This is a genomic window from Bradyrhizobium sp. USDA 4472 (assembly GCF_054058595.1).
Window position 1 is genome coordinate 6,635,922 of record NZ_JBSSAM010000001.1, and the last position, 17,539, is coordinate 6,653,460.

Genomic DNA, 17,539 nt, shown 5'->3' on the forward strand with positions numbered 1-17,539 from the left:
CCACCTGGGCGCGCATGACAACCCTAGACAGACAGCCTCCGCTGACGGATCATGGAGTGCTGAGCGAACCGGGGCGCATCGACGAGGCTTCTAGCACAGGGTGGTCGAGATGTGGCAATTTGGAGTGCGTAATCAGATCATGGCGACCGTGAGCATGCTGTTCGCGCTGCTCATCAGTCTCGAAGCCGCACACGCGAGGGGCCCCGGTCTGCCCAACGTCATGGTTCTGGCAACCGGCGGCACGATCGCCGGCACCGGCGCAAGCAGCACCACCGTCGTCGGCTACACCGCAGCCACTGTTGGCATCGACACCCTCCTCAACGCCGTCCCCGAACTGAAGACGGTGGCCAACGTCAAGGGCGAGCAGGTCTTCCAGATCGCCAGCGAGAACATGAACAATGACTACTGGCTCAAGCTTGCAAAGCGCGTGAACACGCTGCTCGCGCAGGACGACGTCGATGGGATCGTGATCACCCACGGCACCGATACGATCGAGGAAACCAGCTATTTCCTGGACCTCGTGGTCAAGAGCAGGAAACCTGTCGTCGTCGTCGGCGCAATGCGACCATCGACGGCGATCAGCGCGGATGGACCGATCAACCTCTACAATGCGGTGATCCTCGCAGGCAGTGAAGAGGCGGTCGGCAAGGGCGTGCTGGTGTCCCTCAACGACCAGATCAACGCGGCGCGCGAGGTGACCAAGACCAATACATCGACGGCAGACACCTTCCGCACGCCGGAGCTCGGCTTTCTCGGTTACATGCAGGGCAACAAGCCGTACTTCTACCGTCAGTCCACGCGCCGGAACACGGTGGATTCGGAATTCGACGTCTCCAATCTCGATACGCTGCCGCAGGTCGACATCGTCTACGGCTACGCCAACATGAACCGGGTCGCGGTCGACGCCTTTGTCGCCGCGGGAGCAAAGGGGATCGTGCATGCCGGCGTGGGCGATGGCAGCCTTGCCCGGCCCGCGGTCGAGCCGGCGCTCGACGAGGCCCACAAGAAAGGTGTCGCGATCGTTCGCAGCAGCCGCGTCGGCAACGGCATCGTCGCGCGCAATGGGGAAGCCAAGGACGACGAACACGACTTCATCGTCTCGGATACGCTCAATCCTCAGAAAGCGCGGATCCTGCTGATGCTGGCGCTGACCAAGACGAGCGACAGCAAGGAGATCCAGCGGATGTTCTACACTTATTAGAGCATCCGAAGCGATGCAGCGGCTGCGCTCGATGAGGTCGGTTCAATCGATGTGATCCGCGAACTCCGGACACCTCTCCCGAAGGGAGAGGTGTCCCTGAGCCAGCGATCGAACCTGAGCCATCGCTCGCTTTTGCGGAAGGGTCGCGCCACGCATGGAAGCATCAAGGTGCGGTACGAAATGCTAGCTCCGCAGCCCCGGCGCTTCCTGCCCGGTGCGCGCGACGTATTCCGTGTAGCCGCCGCCGTATTGGTGGATGCCCTCGGGCGTCAGCTCGAGCACGCGGTTCGACAAGGTCGCGAGGAAGTGGCGATCATGCGAGACGAACAGCATGGTACCTTCGAAGTCCGACAATGCGGTGATCAGCATTTCCTTGGTGGCGAGGTCGAGATGGTTGGTCGGCTCGTCCAGCACCAGGAAGTTCGGCGGGTCGAACAGCATCTTCGCCATCACCAGCCGCGCCTTCTCGCCGCCCGAGAGCACGCGACAGCGCTTCTCGACGTCGTCGCCCGAGAAGCCGAAGCAGCCGGCCAGCGCGCGCAGGGAGCCCTGCCCCGCGGTCGGAAACTGGTCTTCCAGCGACTGGAACACGGTGCGCTCGCCATCGAGCAGATCCATCGCGTGCTGTGCGAAATAGCCCATTTTGACGCTGCCGCCGAGCGCCACGGTTCCCTCGTCCGGCTCGCTTGCACCCGCGACGAGCTTGAGCAGCGTCGACTTGCCGGCGCCGTTGACGCCCATCACGCACCAGCGCTCCTTGCGGCGGATCATGAAATCCAGCCCGTCATAAATCCGCTTGCTGCCATAACCCTTGTAAACGTTCTTGAGCGCAACGACGTCCTCGCCTGACCGCGGCGCCGGCGGGAAGTCGAAGGCAATGCTCTGGCGGCGGCGCGGCGGCTCGACCCGCTCGATCTTGTCGAGTTTCTTCACCCGGCTCTGCACCTGCGCGGCGTGCGAGGCGCGCGCCTTGAAGCGCTCGATGAACTTGATCTCCTTCGCGAGCATCGCCTGCTGGCGCTCGAACTGCGCCTGCTGCTGCTTCTCGTTCAGCGCACGCTGCTGCTCGTAGAATTCGTAGTTTCCGGTGTAGGTGGTGAGCGAACCGGAGTCGATCTCGACCACTTTCGAGATCACGCGGTTGATGAACTCGCGGTCATGCGAGGTCATCAGGAGCGTGCCTTCGTAGTCGTGCAAAAACTTCTCCAGCCAGATCAGGCTTTCAAGATCGAGATGGTTGCTCGGCTCGTCGAGCAGCATCACGTCGGGACGCATCAGGAGAATGCGGGCCAGCGCCACGCGCATCTTCCAGCCGCCGGAGAGCTTGCCGACGTCGCCGTCCATCATCTCCTGGCTGAAGCCGAGGCCGGACAGCGCCTCGCGCGCTCGGCCGTCGAGCGCATAGCCGTCGAGCTCCTCGAAGGCGTGCTGCACCTCGCCATAGCGGGCGATGATCTCGTCCATCTGGTTGGCCTTGTCGGGGTCGGCCATGGCGGCCTCGAGCTCGCGCAGCTCGGCCGCGACCTCGCTGACGGGACCTGCGCCATTCATCACCTCGGCCACGGCACTGCGGCCAGACATCTCGCCGACGTCCTGGTTGAAGTACCCGATGGTGATGCCGCGGTCGGTCGAGACCTGCCCCTCATCTGGCAGTTCCTCACCGGCGATCATCCGAAACAGCGTGGTCTTCCCGGCGCCATTGGGGCCGACGAGGCCGATCTTCTCACCCTTGTTGAGGGCGGCGGAAGCTTCGATGAACAGGATCTGGTGGCCGGCTTGCTTGCTGACGTTGTCGAGGCGGATCATGGGCTCATTTGGGGGGAATTTTGCGTTGCAGCGTCATAGGCCATGCAGGCCCCCAGGGGAAGCCCGGCGGGGTACGGATTCGCCGCCGAAAGCACCAAATTCCTGCAATCCGGCCCGTGGCTTAGGCCTTGTAGACCTCGACCGTCTGCATCATGCCCATCTCCTCGTGGTTCATCATGTGGCAGTGGAGCATGAAGACGCCGGTGAAATCGAGGAAGCGCGAACGGAACACGACCTCGCCGCCCTTGCGCTCCACGATGACGGAATCCCGCCATTCCGGCGTCGCCAGTGCCTTGCCGTTGACCGAGACCACCTGAAACGGGTTGGTGTGGATATGGAAGACGTGGTCGTCATGCTCATGCGTGTTGACGATGGTCCATTCCTCCACCGCGCCCAACTTGACCCGATGATCGATCCTGCCGGGATCGAACTTCTTGCCGTCGATGAAGAAGCTGAACTCCTGCCAGTGGCCGGCGGCATCGGCTTCCGGCGCGGTCGCAGACAGCACCACCTTGCGGCGATTGGTGATCTCGCTGTCCTTGATGCCCGCAAGCGGTGGCGCCGGCAGCGCAGCCGGCAGCTTCATCTCCGTCGGTGCGCCCGACACCACGATCCGCGCCAGCGGCCCGACCGGTGACGGATGGCCCTGGTCGTAGGGCGCCGCGTTGAAGGCATAGGTGCCTGGGGCGCCGGCCTTCACCAGAATATCCGCGCGCTGGCCGGGCGCGATGAGGAGCTGCTTTAAAGGCTGTACCGCGCCGAGATGGATGCCGTCATAGGCGATCGCATGGAGATCGTGCTTCTCGAGATCGAGCAGCATGTCGTCCTGATAGGCCGCATTGAGGATGCGCCAGCGCTGCACCTCGCCGGGGCGCATCTCGATCACGGGCCGGCGCTGGCCGTTGATGGCGAGGAAGCGCGTCGCCGTCTCCGGGAACAGCGTCTCGAAGTCCTCCACCATGCCGTTGGCGTCAAAGACGACCTGGGTCAGCACCATCAGCCGCTCGCGTGCGGAGGTGATCTCAGGCACGCCTGCGAAATCGCCCTCGACGATGAGGGCGCCGACCATGCCGCTCGACATCTGGATGTCGGCGCTGCCGTGGTGGTGCGGATGATACCAATAGGTGCCGCTGGTGTGGTCCGCCGGCAGCGCGATCTCGATGTTGTAGCTGTGGCCCGGCGCCATCGAGCGCATGACGTTGTCGGCGATCCCGCTCGGGCTCGCATGCGCGCCGTGGAAATGGAAATTGGTGTTGTTGAACTGGTGCGGATGGCTGATATCGGCAGGCAAGCCGTCGCGGTTCGGCGGCAGATCGTTGATCAGCTTGATCCGCAGCGTCTCGCCGGGCTTCATGCGCAAGGTCGGTCCGGGACTGCCGCCCTCATAGGACCTGACATAGAGCCTGACGCCGCCGATCTGGCGATAGGCGTAGGCGCAGCGCAGAGTCGTGCTCAGCACGCCACCCACCGACCTGCGGACCTCGGGCTCCACCAACACCTGATCCGTCGCCGGAACCTCCGCTTCCGGCACCATGCCCATGGTCGGCGACATGTCCGCGATGTGGGACACGGCCCCATGCTCGTGCATTGCATGCTGGGCCCTGGCCGTTCCTGCGATCAGCGACAGGGCCCCGGCCGCGCCGATCAATTGCCGTCGCGACAGCAGCGGTGCGGTGTCGTCAGCTGAGCCGTCGTTCCGATCCTGCCGCATGCGTTCGCGCTCCAGTTGAGTTGCGAACCGTCTTATTCGATTCGACTGCAAATCAGCAGGAAAAACGCGACTTCTCAATCCGGGCACGCGCAGCGTGCGACGTGTTCATCGGATAGTAACGTCCTGCCCGTTTCTATGCGTGCGTGACGAATCATGATAGGTGCGGGCCGGCGTCGGTCGTACCTATGGTTGCGATGCCGTGAGCATCGTGCCACTGAAGACCTCGTACAGGGATGAGATCATGCGGCCTTCGCGACGCGAGTTCGTGAAGTGGGTATCGGCGGGCGGCATCTCGGTCAGCATGTCGCATCTCGCGGCGGCGGCAAGCGCGCCGTTTGCGGCCCACGAGACGCTTCCCGGACGCGGCAATTTCAATCCGGCAACCAAGGGCGCCGGCCGCGTCGATGGCATCGCGAAGGTCACGGGCGCAAAGCTCTACGCTTCCGACTTCCGCGCCAACGACATGCCGGGCTGGCCGCAAACCACCTCGCACGCGATCCTGGTGCGCGCCAATGACGCCACGCACGTCTATACCGGCATGGACCTCGCTCGCCTCGGCGGCGCGCTGAAGCCGTCCGTCGTCGTCACGGCGGCGGATCTCGACCGCATCGGCACCGAGGTGCCGGAGTTCTATGCCGGCGATCTGTTCTGCCCGCCCGGCAAGACGCCGCTTTATCTGGGCCAGCCCGTCGCGCTGCTGATCTTCGAAAGGTTCGACGCCTTCGACCAGGCCCGCCTCGTGCTGCGCGATGGCGCCTTCGTCAAGTCAGGCGAAGAAACAGGACCGGTGATCGCGCCCGATTACGGCTCCTACCGCTTCACCCGCGTTGCAGGGCCCTCGCCCGACAAGCCTGACGTCTATTCGCCGATCCAGGCCGGCTGGGTCTCACCGAAGAAGGTGCAGAACACCGCGCTGCCGGTGTGGACGCCGCTCGCGAGGGAGATGCCGGCGGACTACGTCAAGGCGGCCAAGCTCGGCGATCAGATCCGCGCCGAGCTCGCAGCGGACAACGCCTCGCTGCTCGTGCTCGACCGAGAGTTCGAGACGCAATCGGTCGATCCGATGTTCCTGGAGCCGGAATGCGGCCTCGCCTGGTACGCAGGCGAGGGCGGCAATCTCGAGCTGGTGCTCGGCGTGCAGTCGCCATACGAAGCCGCGGAATCGCTTGCGCATCTGCTGGCCAAGGCGCACGCGCCCTACAAGCCCGCGCATATCAACGCGCAGTTCGCCCATGTCGGCGGCGGCTTTGGTGGCCGCGACCACACGCCGTTCATCCTCTATGTCGCGCTCGCCGCGATCTGCTTCCCGGGCAAGCCGGTGCGGCTCGCACATGACCGCTACCAGCAATTCCAGGGCGGCATCAAACGCCACCCGATCAAAATGCGTTCGCGCATCGGCGTCGACCGGACAACCGGCCTGATCAAGGCTTTCGCCGCCGATCACGTGCTGGATGGCGGCGGACTGCAGAACTTCTCCGCCAACGTTGCAGTGGTCGCCGCCACAGGCGCAATCGGCATCTACGACATTCCCAAGGTGGACGTCACCACGACCGCGCTGCATTCGCGCGGCGTCACGGCCGGCTCGATGCGCGGCTACGGCACGCTGCAGACCATGACGGCGCTCGAAGCGCTGATCGATGAAGCGGCCTCCGAGCTCAAGCTCGACCCTATCGAATTCCGCCGCCGCAATGCCCTGAAGCAGAACGGCCGGACCATGACCGGCAATCCCTACATCGTCTCGGTGCGCACGCCTGAGATTCTCGACAGGCTAGAGAAGCACCCGATCTGGCAACAGCGCGCCGAGTTCAGGCAAACCACGGGCGACCGGCTGGTCGGGACCGGTGTTGCCTGCGTCACCAAGGATTACGGCTCCGGCGCAGATTGCTCGCTCGGGCGCGTCGAGCTCGGCGCCGACGGCAGAATCGCGATCTTCTGCGACCATGTCGAGATGGGCAACGGCATCGGCACGGCGCTCGCGAACCGCGTCGCGGGCCATCTCGGCGCCATCGCCGACGAGGTCTCGGTCGCGCGCGTCGACAGCTACGACGTGCTCGGCCTCGTCACGTCAGGCGACCCCTACACGATGGACCAGAAGACGCAGGATGCCGCGGAGCGCAATCCGCGCTGGGTCCCGGCGATCTCCTCGGCCACCTCGGCCTCGATCGGCGCCCATGTCGGCACGCACTCGTCATCCGAGGCTGCCCGCGTGATCTTCCGCTTCGGGCTGTGGCCCGCCGCGCTGGAGCTGTGGCGCATTCCGAAGACCGACCCGCGCTCCAATCAATCGGCGCATGCGAGCTGGCAGAACGGCGCGCTCACCATGACCGGCCACGAGCCGCTGCCACTGGCGAGACTGGCCGCAACCGCACATGCGCGCGGCTTCGTCACCGGCGCGGTCGCGCATAGTTTTTCGCGCTGGGCCTGGTCGCGCGCGCGCTTTCCCCTGTTCGGCGAGCAATACCGCGCCGAGATCGACGCGCTCGCGATCCGCCGCGGCAACGGCAAGTTCGAACGCATCAACCGCTCGAGCGTCAAATTTCCGCCGACCGACAACAACCGCATCGGCACCGCCTACACCTCGATGTGCGGCACGCTGGTCCGCGTCGAGATCGAACGCGCAACGGGCACGATCCGCATCGCCAAGGCCTACAGCGTATTCGAATGCGGCACGGCCCTGGTCCCTGAAGTGGTGATGGGCCAGTCCCATGGCGGGTTCGCCATGGGCGTCGGCTACGCGTTACTCGAATCGCTGCCGTCCTTCGAGGGCGGCCCTGGCAATGGCGAATGGAATCTCGGCCGCTATCTCGTCGCACGCGGCTCCGACCTGCCGCTGCGCGATCTCGAGATCGAGATGCTGAAGCCGCTCACCCCGGACGAAGCCCCCAAGGGCATGGCGGAGGTCGTGATGATCCCGATCGTGCCGGCGCTGATCAACGCGATCCATGACGCCACGGGTCATCGTTTCCGCGCGCTGCCGGTGACTGCGAGCCTTTTGAAGGGAGTGTTGGCGTGACCACCCTCAGCCTTACCATCAACGGCCACAAACACGGCCCGATCGACGTCCGCGACGATCTCTCGATGAACGATTTCCTGCGCGAGATGCTCGGCATGACCGGCACCAAGTTCGGCTGCGGCGCTGCGCAATGCCTGAGCTGCGCCATCATCGTCGACGAGCCGGACGGCTCGAGCTACACAAGCCCGACCTGCATCGCGCCGGCCGTGAATTTCGACGGCAAGTCGATCCGTACCGTCGAGGGCCACGCCAAAGACGGCCAGCTCTCGGCCCTGCAGCAGGCCTTCATCGATCACTTCGCCTTCCAGTGCGGCTATTGCACCGCCGGCTTCCTTGGCGAGGGCCAGGTGCTGCTCGAACGTCTTTCGCGCGCGCCTGTCGTCCGCGAAGCGCTGGAGCAGACCATTGCGGATGCGCTCGACGGGCATCTGTGCCGCTGCACCGGCTACATCAAATATCACGAGGCGGTGCGCGATGTGATCCTTGCCGATGCAGGCCGCTATCTCGTCGCCACCAAATGAGACCGCCGGGAATGATCAACGCACGGGTCAAGATCGCCGTCGTGGTTGCCGCCCTGACGAGCAGCTTCTGCGCAGGCTACGCCGCGTCGGACACCACAAGTCACGCCCTCGCCTCGCCCGAAAGCTTTGCCGGCATCACGGATACCGAACAGCGCTCGGCCGCGATCTTCACCGAACTCGGCAAGGTGCTGACGCATCCGCGCTGCACCAACTGCCATCCGGCCGGCGACAGCCCGCACCAGGGCGACACGCCCCGCCTCCACCAGCCGCCGGTGACACGCGGCGCCGACGGCCATGGCTCGGCGTCGATGCGTTGCAACACCTGCCACCAGAACGCCAATTTCGAGCCCGGCCGCATTCCCGGCCATCCCGAATGGCACCTCGCTCCCCGCGAGATGGCCTGGGAAGGCAAGACGATCGGCGAGATCTGTGAGCAGATCAGGGACCCCGCCCGCAACGGCGGCCGCAAGGTGGAGGATCTGATCGACCACATCGGCAAGGACACGCTGGTCGGCTGGGCGTGGAAGCCTGGCTTCGGCCGCTCACCCGTACCGGGGACGCAAGAACAGGCCGGCGCGCTGGTGGAAGCCTGGGTGAAGACGGGAGCCGCCTGCCCCGCGCCGTGACCGGGTCGGCCTCACCTGCATCGTAGGACAATCGTAACCAGTCGCGACCGAGAATGCCGGGCGTTTTGCGTCTCTGGCAGGTTCGCGCGTGAAAGAGAATAGATCGGTTCCACCCGGCAGCCGCGATGAATGGCTCGATCTCTTGCGCGCGCTGGCGGTCAGCCTCGTGCTGGCCTCGCATGGAAGCTGGTTCTTCGCGCAGCCCGAAGAGAGCGTCTTTGCCAATGTCACGGCAACGCTCGGCGTCGAGATCTTCTTCGTCCTCTCCGGATTCCTGGTCGGCGGCATCCTGTTCGAGCAGGTCATGTCGGGCGCGTCCTGGCACAGCCTGCTTCCGACCTTTTGGGTCCGCCGCTGGATACGGACCTTGCCGAGCTACTACCTGTTCCTCGGCCTCAACATCCTCATCTACCAGCGTTCGGGACTGCCGCCGCTGGCTCCTTACTTCGCGTTCCTCCAAAACTTCGCGCATCCCATTCCGGCATTCTTTCCGGAGTCCTGGAGCCTCGCCATCGAGGAGTTGTTCTATCTGTTCTTCCCGCTGATCGTGATGGCATTCGGCAAGCTGCACGGTCGCTCGATCAGAACCTTCATCGCGGCGGGCGCCTTCGTCTTCCTGATCTCTCTCGCGACACGGATCGGCGCCGTCGTCCTGTTCGAGCCGACGATGGAGACTGGAATCAGGAAGGTCGCGATCTTCAGGCTCGATGCCATCATGACCGGCGTGTTCGCCTATATCGCGATCAAGTGGATCAGGCCGTCACACAAGCCGGCACTTCTCATGGCGGGCCTGCTCGTCCTTGGGTTCTCGATCGTCATTCTGGCGAAGCCCCAAGCGGAGCTGGATCACAGCTTCTTCGCCAGAACAGTGCTGTTCAACCTCTTGCAGCTGTCGGTGGCCCTGCTCATCATCGCCGGCGTCGGTCGAATTCAGCTCCCATACGGGACGGCGAGCGTGACCGCCTTATCGAAATGGTCCTACTCGCTGTATCTGGTCAATCTTCCCGTGATCATCGTGATCCATTCGCTCTGGCGACTGCAGCCGCACGCCTCCGTGGCGACGCTCATGTCAGCCGTTCTCTATGCGAGCATTTGCCTGATCCTGGCCGCCGGGCTTTACCATTACTTCGAACGGCCGATTCTGAGCTGGCGGGATCGAAAGACCCTGGGCAGATCATCAGACATGCTGCGTTGCGAACTGCGCTCTTGAAACCACCATTCAGGTGATGCGCGCTTCAACCCGTCGCACCCAGATCCGGCGGAGCCGCGATCATGGTCTTGAACAGGTGGAGACGTTCCTCGATGAGCCACGCGAACGCGAAGCCGCGCTTTGGGAATGCCGGACTGCACGATCGGCACGCAGCCCGGCTCCCCTCTCACCGGCCGCCCTCGCTACTGTTGAGATCCGCCCTGCTGGGTGTTGGCGGAGCCGCTATTCTGGCTCGGCGAAGCAGACGGATTGGATCCGGGTGTGCCCGCCGGAGCAGACCCCATGCCGACTGTCCCTGAATTCCCTGGTCCACTCATGGCTTCAAACACCGACATCCCGTGCGGACCGATTGTCATGAGCACCGGGTTGCCGTCGCTCGACTTGGCCTGCACGACGAACGACCGGGCAACCACCTTCACATCAGTGAAGCCGGCCTTCTGCAGATCCTGGCGGATTTTCTGAATTGCATCGGCATCCTGCGTTTGACTGTTGTTCTGCGCGGCATCCGCCGGGCTGCGCTGATCGTTCTTGCTCGATGCTGCATCCATCTGCGAGCTGTTGGCGGGAGCAGTGGTTTGCGCGAGCGCGGGCGAGCCGAGGAAGGCCAGCATTGTTGCCACAGCGAGGGCTGATTTCATGAGCGTACTCCTTGGTTGAGAGATTCGCGTAACCGTCCTGCAGCCCTGATCGTTCCTAACAATGGCGCTGCCTCGTGGCTCGCGTCACGACTCAGACCGCGCGCATGTGCTCGGCATGAGCTGCCCCGTCTTGCAGTCGCAGACTCCAATTTTTTGGAACGACGGCGAAGCTTATGCGTCTCTGGGAAAAGAGCCGCACCCATGTCTTCACCCCTCTCGTCCGCATCGCCCCCGCCCGTGACGGATCGCTGCCCCAAATGCCGCCATCCGCTCGACCTGGCTGACAAGATCTGGAACATTGAAACGACGCGCTTCATTCGCGTGTACAAGTGCCGATCTTGCGGAGAGTTGGTCTGGGAGGATTGAGGCTGCCGCGCCAGAGCCGCTCGTGCCGACGAAATCTGTGCGTGCTACATCGATGCTGACTGCTGACAGGGCGCTGTCAGCAGCGCGGAGTTACGAGGCGGTCGTCGCAAGATAGCCATACGGAACCCCGGGAGATCGCGTGAAACTTGCTTCGACCCGTCTGATTGCTGCTGACATCAAGGCGCTTGTCGGCTTTTACGAGAACGTGACCGGCAAAACGGCGGAGTGGCTGGCGCCTGTGTTCGCCGAAATAGTCACCCCTTCGGCAACGCTCGCCTTCGGTAGCGTCGAGACGGTCGCGCTGTTTCAGGCGGGCAGCGCGGAGCCTGCGGCCAATCGAACCGCAATCATTGAATTCCAAGTCGATGACGTGGAGAGCGAGTTTGCGAGATTGAGAGATCAGGCGGAGGTGGTGCACGCGCCAAAGCTGATGCCTTGGGGAAACCTCGCGGCTCAGCTTCGTGATCCCGAAGGAACGCTCGTGGGACTGTACACGCCGGTCAGCGAAGCCGCCAAACAACGGTTTGGATCGCGATGACCTGGCTCGACGCCGGCGTCAGTGACGCTTGAAATACTGCACGTCGCGCTCGTGCTTCTCGGCCGCCGCCCGGCTTTTGAACGTGCCGAGATTGCGGCGCTTGCCCGTCTTGGGATTCACCTTGCGCGAATAGAGCCGGTATTCGCCTGACGCGAGTTTGCGGATCATGCTTGCGCCTCCTGATTGCTGCGATGTCAACGGTGACTGCCCCGGCAGGTTCCGGTTCAGGGCTCGAGCCCTGACAGGCGCTCGAGCAGCGCCAGACTCGGCGCGACGTCCGCGTCGACCGCAATGCCGCTGGCGATCTCGAATGCGGAGGACAGGTTGCGCATCGCGCCCATCAGGCCGAGCGCCGAGAGCCTTCGAACTTTTCCATGGCGATATCCCTGCAGCGATCAGGCGCGCTGCATCAGCTTGAGCACGGCGGTCAGGCGCAGGCTGCGCTTGCCCGCAAGGGCCGTTGCTTCCAGCACCGCGCCCTCGCCATCATAGGCGCCGGAGAAGCCGATACCGACCTCATGGCCGCCGAACACCGGATCGTCCCTGGCGGGCGTGTGCTCCTGGTTGAGGATCTGGCCCTTCCAGCGGCCGTTCGCGGCGGTGTAGCTGCCGAGATAATAGAACGAGGCGTCGCCGCCAAGGATCCGGCCGCGGTTGAGCAGCATGACCCCGGTCAGCCCGCCGTCGAGGCCGTCCAGCATGCGCAGGTGGACCGAGTAAAGCCCGTCGGTGATGCTGCCTTCCCCGACGCCGCCGGCGATCGGCACCTCTTCCTCCGCGATCGGCGTCATCAGCGACTGGAAGGGCACGCCGGGCAGCTCCTTCAACTCGCCCTTGAAGCGGTAGAGATCGCCGTCAGCAAAACCCGTCGCGATCAGCGTCGCATCATCGGTGCCGGCCATCGCGCGGTAGTTCGGATCGGGGTTGTGGCGGACGGTCTTGATGACGATGTCGACGCCGTCTGCGGTCTTTTCATAGGTGCCGATATGGGCGAACGCCGAATTTCCGCCGAGCATCTTGCCATTGCCGGCATGCATCACGCTCCGGCCGACGCTGTCGCCGAGCTGAAATCGCACCTTGTAGAAGCCTTCAAACACCAGCCGTGCCCCCGGCTCGCGCGCATCTTGCAGGCACTCTATCCCGGTTTGGGCCGTGATGGACAGGCTTCGCGCCGACATAGCGGCCAGACCGACAACAACGGTTTCATCGGACAGCAAAAATCCGCCGGAGCCTTTCCAGCTCCGGCGGATTGAAAGCCACCCGGGCCTGTGTTCCGGTCCGGGCGGAGAGACCTTAGGCGACGGCCTTCTTGTCAGCAGGCACGGACGCGATCGTCTTCAGGATCTGCGAAGCGATCTGGTATGGGTCGCCCTGCGAGTTCGGACGGCGGTCTTCCAGATAGCCCTTGTAGCCATTGTTGACGAAGGAGTGCGGAACGCGGATCGACGCACCACGATCAGCCACGCCGTAGCTGAACTTGTTCCAGGGCGCGGTCTCGTGCTTGCCGGTCAGACGCTTGTCATTGTCCGGGCCGTAGACGGCGATGTGGTCCATCAGGTTCTTGTCGAAGGCGGCCATCAGCGCCTCGAAATACTCCTTGCCGCCGACGGTACGCATGTACTCGGTGGAGAAGTTGGCGTGCATGCCGGAGCCGTTCCAGTCGGTGTCACCGAGCGGCTTGCAGTGGAACTCGATGTCGATGCCGTACTTCTCGGTCAGGCGCAGCATCAGATAGCGGGCCATCCACATTTCGTCGGCGGCTTTCTTGGAGCCCTTGCCGAAGATCTGGAATTCCCACTGGCCCTTCGCGACTTCCGCGTTGATGCCTTCATGGTTGATACCGGCAGCGAGGCAGAGGTCGAGATGCTCCTCGACGATCTTGCGGGCGACGTCGCCGACGTTCGAATAGCCGACGCCGGTGTAGTACGGGCCCTGCGGCGCCGGATAGCCGGACTCGGGGAAGCCGAGCGGACGGCCGTTCTTATAGAAGAAATATTCCTGCTCGAAGCCGAACCAGGCGCCGGCATCGTCGAGGATGGTGGCGCGCTTGTTGGAGGGGTGCGGGGTCTTGCCGTCAGGCATCATGACTTCGCACATCACGAGCACGCCGTTGGTACGGGCGCCATCCGGGAACACGGCAACCGGCTTCAGCACGCAATCGGAGCTGTGGCCTTCCGCCTGCTGGGTGGACGAGCCATCGAAACCCCAGAGCGGAAGCTGCTCGAGCGTCGGGAACGACGAAAATTCCTTGATCTGGGTTTTGCCGCGCAAGTTCGGAGTCGGCGTATATCCGTCGAGCCAGATGTACTCGAGCTTGTACTTGGTCATTGAGCCTCTCTGTAGATGATGCGAAAGGTGGGGTTGAGAGCCCCCCGCACGTTTGTACCCGGCCATCATCGGCCGGCTCTCCATAAGCATTTTGCGTGCCAAAAGGCCGCAGCGCGTAGGGTTTTCCACAGCGGCCTAAGCGGTCCGCCGCATGCGGCATAGGAGCGCACCTTCGCGTGAAGCTGCACTGCAATATTCCCGCGGAAATCGCCCGATTCTGGAGCAGGCAGGCTCCTGCCGGAGGTTGCCGATGAAACATGCGTCAACGTCCGGCAACTTTCGCAAAGCGGCGGGACATGCCCAGCAACCTTTGCAATGGCACAGACGTTGGTCATCGACACGGTGCCTTAGGGGGTGCAGACAGCCATCTGCTCAAGAATTAGGCGGAAACTGATCTCCTTTTCAGCACTTTGCTTTTCGGAGTGCGGGGCCGATATGGGGATTCCAGTAACCACATCAGAAGGAGTCGGGCGCACCATGGAGGCCAAGGCGCTTCGACCAAGGAGCAATCGCAATGATGAACAATGGTCTGAGTCACGGATCTGCGACGATCTACCAATTCCCTGTCGGGGGCCGCGCGGCTCTCGCGGGGCGCCGCTACAGCGAGACCCGCCTTCCCGCCGATCACGCTTCGCTTCCCGAGAACGCGTCGATCTGCAGCGATAGCTGGTATCACCAGGACGCGGTCGACGAAGCAAAGCCCAAATGGGAACGCTAATGCCGGTCTGGTCCAGGACCGCCGCGTGCTACAAACGCCCGGCGGAAGTCTAAGAAGGGTCGAAACAACGATGTTTCGACCCTTTTTGATTCCGCATCGGACAGGTCGTCTGCAATGATCCGCAGCCGGGATAAAAACAAAAGCTGATCCCAATCATTCAGGCCGGGCCCATGTCAGACTCCCCTTCCCGTCACCTCGCCTTGCAAGGCGCCAGCAATTTTCGCGACCTCGGCGGCTACGCGACAAGCGACGGCCGCACCACGCGCTGGCGCCACATCTTCCGCTCCAACCATCTCGGCCAGCTCACCGCAGAAGACATCGAGATCGTCCGCGCACTCGGCGTCAGAAGCGCGTTCGACTTCCGAGGCGTCGAGGAGCGCACGGCCGGCGTCTGCGTCGTGAACGAGATCACCGTGCATTCGTTGCCGATCGAGCCGACGGTCGTGGCTTCCCTGCGCGCCGAGCTCGCCAGGGGCGCGCTGACCGGACCGGTCGCGCTCGAACTCATGCGCGAGTCCTATCGCAACTATGTCCGCCACAACACGCACAGCTTCCGCACGCTGTTCGGCCATCTACTGGAAGACCGTGCCCCGCTCGTGATCCACTGCACCGCGGGCAAGGACCGTACCGGCTTTGCCAGCGCCCTGATCCTGCATGCGCTCGGCGTGCCCGATGACGTCATTTCCGAGGATTATCTGCTGACCAACCGTCACTACAGGCGCGACGTCTCGAGCGTCTCCGATCTGCCGGCCGATGTCCTCGACGCGATCGGCTCGGTCAACGCCTCCTATCTCGATGCCGCATTCGAAGCCGTCCGTCGCGACTATGGTGATGTCGAAACCTACTTGCGCGAGGGCCTCAAGCTCGGCACAGCAGAGCGCACCGCGCTGAAGGCGCGCTATCTTCAATCATGAGGCGCCCGCGCCGGGAGATCGATGATGCAAGGCAAGGTTCTGATCGTGACCGGTGCGCGCGGCGCGCTCGGCAAGGTGGTCGCCGACATCGCGGTATCGCGCGGCGCGCGGGTCGCCGGCATCGATTACGCGGCCTCGCAAATGCCGGCGACGACTGAACGCATCGAGATCGGCGGCGTGGACCTGTCCGACGCGGCGCAGGCGAAGACGGCCGTCGAGGCTGCCGCCAGGCATTTCGGCCGACTTGACGCATTGGTCAACATCGCCGGCGGCTTTGCCTATGAGACCGTCGGCGATGGCGACATCACGACCTGGCAACGCATGCATGCGCTGAACCTGCTGACCGCGCTCAACACCTCGCGCGCGGCGCTGCCGCATCTTGCCGCCTCGAACGCCGGCCGCATCGTCAATATCGGCGCCATGGGCGCGCTTCAGGCCGGCGCCGGCATGGGGCCTTATGCGGCATCGAAGGCAGGCGTGCATCGCCTGACCGAGGCGCTGGCCAGTGAATGGAAAGGCAAGGTCACCGTCAACGCGGTGCTGCCGTCGACCATCGACACCAAGGCCAACCGCGCCGACATGCCGAAAGCGGATTTCACCAAATGGGTGACGCCGCAGGAGCTCGCCGAGGTGATCCTGTTCCTCGTCAGCGACGCCGCAGGCGGCGTCACCGGCGCGCTCATTCCGGTGAGCGGACGGGTCTGATCAATCCGGCACCAGCAGCCGCAGATTGCCCTTGAAGCGGATGCTCTGCTTGCCGGCAAGCGCCATGCCCTCACCGTAAGCGGTCTCGTCGGTGTAGGTGCCGCTGAAGCCGATGGTCACGACCTTGCGGCCCCACACCGGGCGCTCGTCGAACGAGGGCGAATGCTCCTCGTTGGTCAGCTCGCCCTTCCATTTGCCGTCGGCGGACGTGTAGCTGCCATAGGCGAAGAAAAACGAATCCCCACCGCGCATGGTGCCGTCGCGCAGCACCATGACACCCTGATTGCCGCCCTGGACACTATCCAGAAACGCGATCCGGATGTGATAGAGCCCATTCCTGATCGTCATATTTGCAAGCGCCCTGTTCGCCACGCGGGGATATAGCTGGCTTGACGGCGTCCAGGCAAATGCCGGTCAGCCCAGAGTCTGATCCGGGCTAGACTGACGGCAACTGATTCTCCGATCGGAAACTCCCTTGGAAACCGCGCTCTACCTCCCCGTCAAACGCTTCCTCGAAGGCCTCGGCTTCGACGTGAAGGGCGAGATTCGCGGCTGCGATCTTGTCGGCCTCAGCGCCGGCAATCCGCCAGTGGTGGTGATTGGCGAGCTGAAGCTCGCGTTCAATCTCGAACTGATCCTGCAGGCGGTCGATCGCGCGCCGGCGGGCGACGAGATCTGGATCGCCGCAAAGATGTCGATCCGCGGCAAGGGACGCGAGAGTGATGCGCGTTACCGCAATCTCTGTCGTCGCCTCGGTTTCGGTATGCTTGGGGTAACCGACAAGGGTCAGGTCGAGGTGCTGGTGAAGCCGCCGACGGCAGCTCCGCGCCGCGACCCGAAGACCCGCTCGCGCCTCGTTGCCGAACATCAGCGCCGCCAGGGCGATCCCGTGCTCGGCGGCAGCACCCGCGCGCCGATCATGACGGCCTACCGGCAGCAGGCGCTGACCTGTGCGTCAGAACTCGCGGCAGGCCCGCGGCGCGTGCGCGATTTGCGCGAGCGCTGTCCCGACGCCGGCAAGATCTTGCTTAACAATGTGTATGGCTGGTTCGAGCGAGCCGACCGGGGAATCTATCGACTGACCCAGGCAGGACTCGCCGCGTTGAAACGCTGGCCCCAACAGCGGATCGAGGTCGATGCCGGTGTCTCGTCACCGCCATGACGCCAAACCGTTGCATAGCTGAGATGCCACATTGATTTCATATTGCAATGCAACATTGATCGCACTAGGTATCCCGGCATCG

17 protein-coding genes and 1 pseudogene are annotated in these 17,539 nt (G+C 63.8%); 10 read left to right on the forward strand and 8 right to left on the reverse strand.

Annotated features, from left to right (window positions below):
• The first annotated feature begins 109 nt into the window (after nt 1-109).
• A complete protein-coding gene (locus tag ACVWZ4_RS31275) occupies nt 110-1,201 on the forward strand; it encodes a type II asparaginase (RefSeq protein WP_456790434.1) in 1,092 nt (363 codons plus the stop codon).
• Between the two features lie 183 nt (nt 1,202-1,384).
• On the opposite strand, the gene ACVWZ4_RS31280 is transcribed toward ACVWZ4_RS31275, so the two are convergent.
• Nucleotides 1,385-3,007 carry an ABC-F family ATP-binding cassette domain-containing protein gene (locus tag ACVWZ4_RS31280; RefSeq protein ID WP_456741846.1) on the reverse strand — a complete coding sequence of 541 codons (1,623 nt, stop codon included), beginning with the start codon at nt 3,005-3,007 and terminating at the stop codon, nt 1,385-1,387.
• Between the two features lie 121 nt (nt 3,008-3,128).
• Nucleotides 3,129-4,718, reverse strand: coding sequence for a multicopper oxidase family protein (locus ACVWZ4_RS31285; RefSeq protein ID WP_456741847.1), 1,590 nt, complete (start codon nt 4,716-4,718; stop codon nt 3,129-3,131).
• Nucleotides 4,719-4,959: 241 nt separating this feature from the next.
• Between ACVWZ4_RS31285 and ACVWZ4_RS31290 the strand changes: the two genes are divergently transcribed.
• The 4 genes from ACVWZ4_RS31290 (at nt 4,960) to ACVWZ4_RS31305 (ending at nt 10,088) form a co-directional block, all read left to right on the forward strand.
• Entirely contained in the window at nt 4,960-7,731 is a 2,772-nt protein-coding gene (locus ACVWZ4_RS31290) for a xanthine dehydrogenase family protein molybdopterin-binding subunit (RefSeq protein WP_456790435.1), read from the forward strand.
• Entirely contained in the window at nt 7,728-8,252 is a 525-nt protein-coding gene (locus tag ACVWZ4_RS31295) for a (2Fe-2S)-binding protein (protein ID WP_456703308.1), read from the forward strand. The genes ACVWZ4_RS31290 and ACVWZ4_RS31295 overlap by 4 nt, the downstream gene beginning before the upstream one ends.
• A gap of 11 nt (nt 8,253-8,263) precedes the next feature.
• Complete coding sequence (locus ACVWZ4_RS31300; protein ID WP_456741849.1) at nt 8,264-8,878, forward strand: Isoquinoline 1-oxidoreductase subunit; 615 nt, start codon at nt 8,264-8,266, stop codon at nt 8,876-8,878.
• A gap of 88 nt (nt 8,879-8,966) precedes the next feature.
• The gene (locus ACVWZ4_RS31305; protein WP_456741850.1) at nt 8,967-10,088 is read left to right on the forward strand and encodes an acyltransferase family protein; all 1,122 of its coding nucleotides are present in this window, start codon (nt 8,967-8,969) and stop codon (nt 10,086-10,088) included.
• 182 nt (nt 10,089-10,270) lie between these two features.
• On the opposite strand, the gene ACVWZ4_RS31310 is transcribed toward ACVWZ4_RS31305, so the two are convergent.
• Nucleotides 10,271-10,726: a hypothetical protein gene (locus tag ACVWZ4_RS31310; RefSeq protein ID WP_456703305.1), complete on the reverse strand. Its 456-nt coding sequence runs from the start codon at nt 10,724-10,726 to the stop codon at nt 10,271-10,273.
• Nucleotides 10,727-11,231: 505 nt separating this feature from the next.
• On the opposite strand from ACVWZ4_RS31310, the gene ACVWZ4_RS31315 reads away from it, so the two are divergent.
• Complete coding sequence (locus ACVWZ4_RS31315; RefSeq protein WP_456738532.1) at nt 11,232-11,630, forward strand: VOC family protein; 399 nt, start codon at nt 11,232-11,234, stop codon at nt 11,628-11,630.
• Nucleotides 11,631-11,648: 18 nt separating this feature from the next.
• On the opposite strand, the gene ACVWZ4_RS31320 is transcribed toward ACVWZ4_RS31315, so the two are convergent.
• The 4 genes and pseudogenes from ACVWZ4_RS31320 to ACVWZ4_RS31335 all read right to left on the reverse strand — a co-directional run bounded on the left by ACVWZ4_RS31320 (nt 11,649) and on the right by ACVWZ4_RS31335 (nt 13,958).
• A complete protein-coding gene (locus tag ACVWZ4_RS31320) occupies nt 11,649-11,798 on the reverse strand; it encodes a hypothetical protein (protein WP_084292415.1) in 150 nt (49 codons plus the stop codon).
• A gap of 74 nt (nt 11,799-11,872) precedes the next feature.
• Nucleotides 11,873-11,971 (reverse strand): annotated as a pseudogene (locus ACVWZ4_RS31325) (ABC transporter substrate-binding protein); the annotation flags it as partial.
• A 54-nt stretch (nt 11,972-12,025) separates the two neighbouring features.
• Complete coding sequence (locus ACVWZ4_RS31330; RefSeq protein ID WP_456742289.1) at nt 12,026-12,727, reverse strand: GrlR family regulatory protein; 702 nt, start codon at nt 12,725-12,727, stop codon at nt 12,026-12,028.
• Nucleotides 12,728-12,923: 196 nt separating this feature from the next.
• Nucleotides 12,924-13,958, reverse strand: a complete 1,035-nt coding sequence (locus ACVWZ4_RS31335) for a glutamine synthetase beta-grasp domain-containing protein (protein ID WP_456703303.1) — start codon at nt 13,956-13,958, stop codon at nt 12,924-12,926.
• Nucleotides 13,959-14,472: 514 nt separating this feature from the next.
• Between ACVWZ4_RS31335 and ACVWZ4_RS31340 the strand changes: the two genes are divergently transcribed.
• The 3 genes from ACVWZ4_RS31340 (at nt 14,473) to ACVWZ4_RS31350 (ending at nt 16,295) form a co-directional block, all read left to right on the forward strand.
• Nucleotides 14,473-14,676, forward strand: a complete 204-nt coding sequence (locus ACVWZ4_RS31340; RefSeq protein WP_456703302.1) for a DUF2735 domain-containing protein — start codon at nt 14,473-14,475, stop codon at nt 14,674-14,676.
• A 170-nt stretch (nt 14,677-14,846) separates the two neighbouring features.
• A complete protein-coding gene (locus ACVWZ4_RS31345; RefSeq protein ID WP_456741851.1) occupies nt 14,847-15,590 on the forward strand; it encodes a tyrosine-protein phosphatase in 744 nt (247 codons plus the stop codon).
• Nucleotides 15,591-15,614: 24 nt separating this feature from the next.
• Nucleotides 15,615-16,295, forward strand: coding sequence for an SDR family oxidoreductase (locus tag ACVWZ4_RS31350; protein WP_456742290.1), 681 nt, complete (start codon nt 15,615-15,617; stop codon nt 16,293-16,295).
• Here the strand turns inward: ACVWZ4_RS31350 and ACVWZ4_RS31355 are convergent, their stop codons facing one another.
• Nucleotides 16,296-16,643, reverse strand: coding sequence for a GrlR family regulatory protein (locus tag ACVWZ4_RS31355; RefSeq protein ID WP_092228992.1), 348 nt, complete (start codon nt 16,641-16,643; stop codon nt 16,296-16,298).
• Nucleotides 16,644-16,770: 127 nt separating this feature from the next.
• On the opposite strand from ACVWZ4_RS31355, the gene ACVWZ4_RS31360 reads away from it, so the two are divergent.
• Complete coding sequence (locus tag ACVWZ4_RS31360; RefSeq protein WP_456703298.1) at nt 16,771-17,457, forward strand: DUF2161 domain-containing phosphodiesterase; 687 nt, start codon at nt 16,771-16,773, stop codon at nt 17,455-17,457.
• Nucleotides 17,458-17,539: the final 82 nt, after the last annotated feature.

What these genes read in the sequence shown, in the direction of transcription:
- ACVWZ4_RS31290 (WP_456790435.1), top strand. Translation starts at nt 4,960, where the DNA reads ATGCGGCCTTCGCGACGCGAGTTCGTGAAGTGGGTATCGGCGGGCGGC.
- ACVWZ4_RS31355 (WP_092228992.1), bottom strand. Translation starts at nt 16,643, where the DNA reads ATGACGATCAGGAATGGGCTCTATCACATCCGGATCGCGTTTCTGGAT.
- ACVWZ4_RS31350 (WP_456742290.1), top strand. Translation starts at nt 15,615, where the DNA reads ATGCAAGGCAAGGTTCTGATCGTGACCGGTGCGCGCGGCGCGCTCGGC.
- ACVWZ4_RS31275 (WP_456790434.1), top strand. Translation starts at nt 110, where the DNA reads ATGTGGCAATTTGGAGTGCGTAATCAGATCATGGCGACCGTGAGCATG.
- ACVWZ4_RS31280 (WP_456741846.1), bottom strand. Translation starts at nt 3,007, where the DNA reads ATGATCCGCCTCGACAACGTCAGCAAGCAAGCCGGCCACCAGATCCTG.
- ACVWZ4_RS31310 (WP_456703305.1), bottom strand. Translation starts at nt 10,726, where the DNA reads ATGAAATCAGCCCTCGCTGTGGCAACAATGCTGGCCTTCCTCGGCTCG.
- ACVWZ4_RS31320 (WP_084292415.1), bottom strand. Translation starts at nt 11,798, where the DNA reads ATGATCCGCAAACTCGCGTCAGGCGAATACCGGCTCTATTCGCGCAAG.
- ACVWZ4_RS31300 (WP_456741849.1), top strand. Translation starts at nt 8,264, where the DNA reads ATGATCAACGCACGGGTCAAGATCGCCGTCGTGGTTGCCGCCCTGACG.
- ACVWZ4_RS31345 (WP_456741851.1), top strand. Translation starts at nt 14,847, where the DNA reads ATGTCAGACTCCCCTTCCCGTCACCTCGCCTTGCAAGGCGCCAGCAAT.
- ACVWZ4_RS31285 (WP_456741847.1), bottom strand. Translation starts at nt 4,718, where the DNA reads ATGCGGCAGGATCGGAACGACGGCTCAGCTGACGACACCGCACCGCTG.
- ACVWZ4_RS31335 (WP_456703303.1), bottom strand. Translation starts at nt 13,958, where the DNA reads ATGACCAAGTACAAGCTCGAGTACATCTGGCTCGACGGATATACGCCG.
- ACVWZ4_RS31340 (WP_456703302.1), top strand. Translation starts at nt 14,473, where the DNA reads ATGATGAACAATGGTCTGAGTCACGGATCTGCGACGATCTACCAATTC.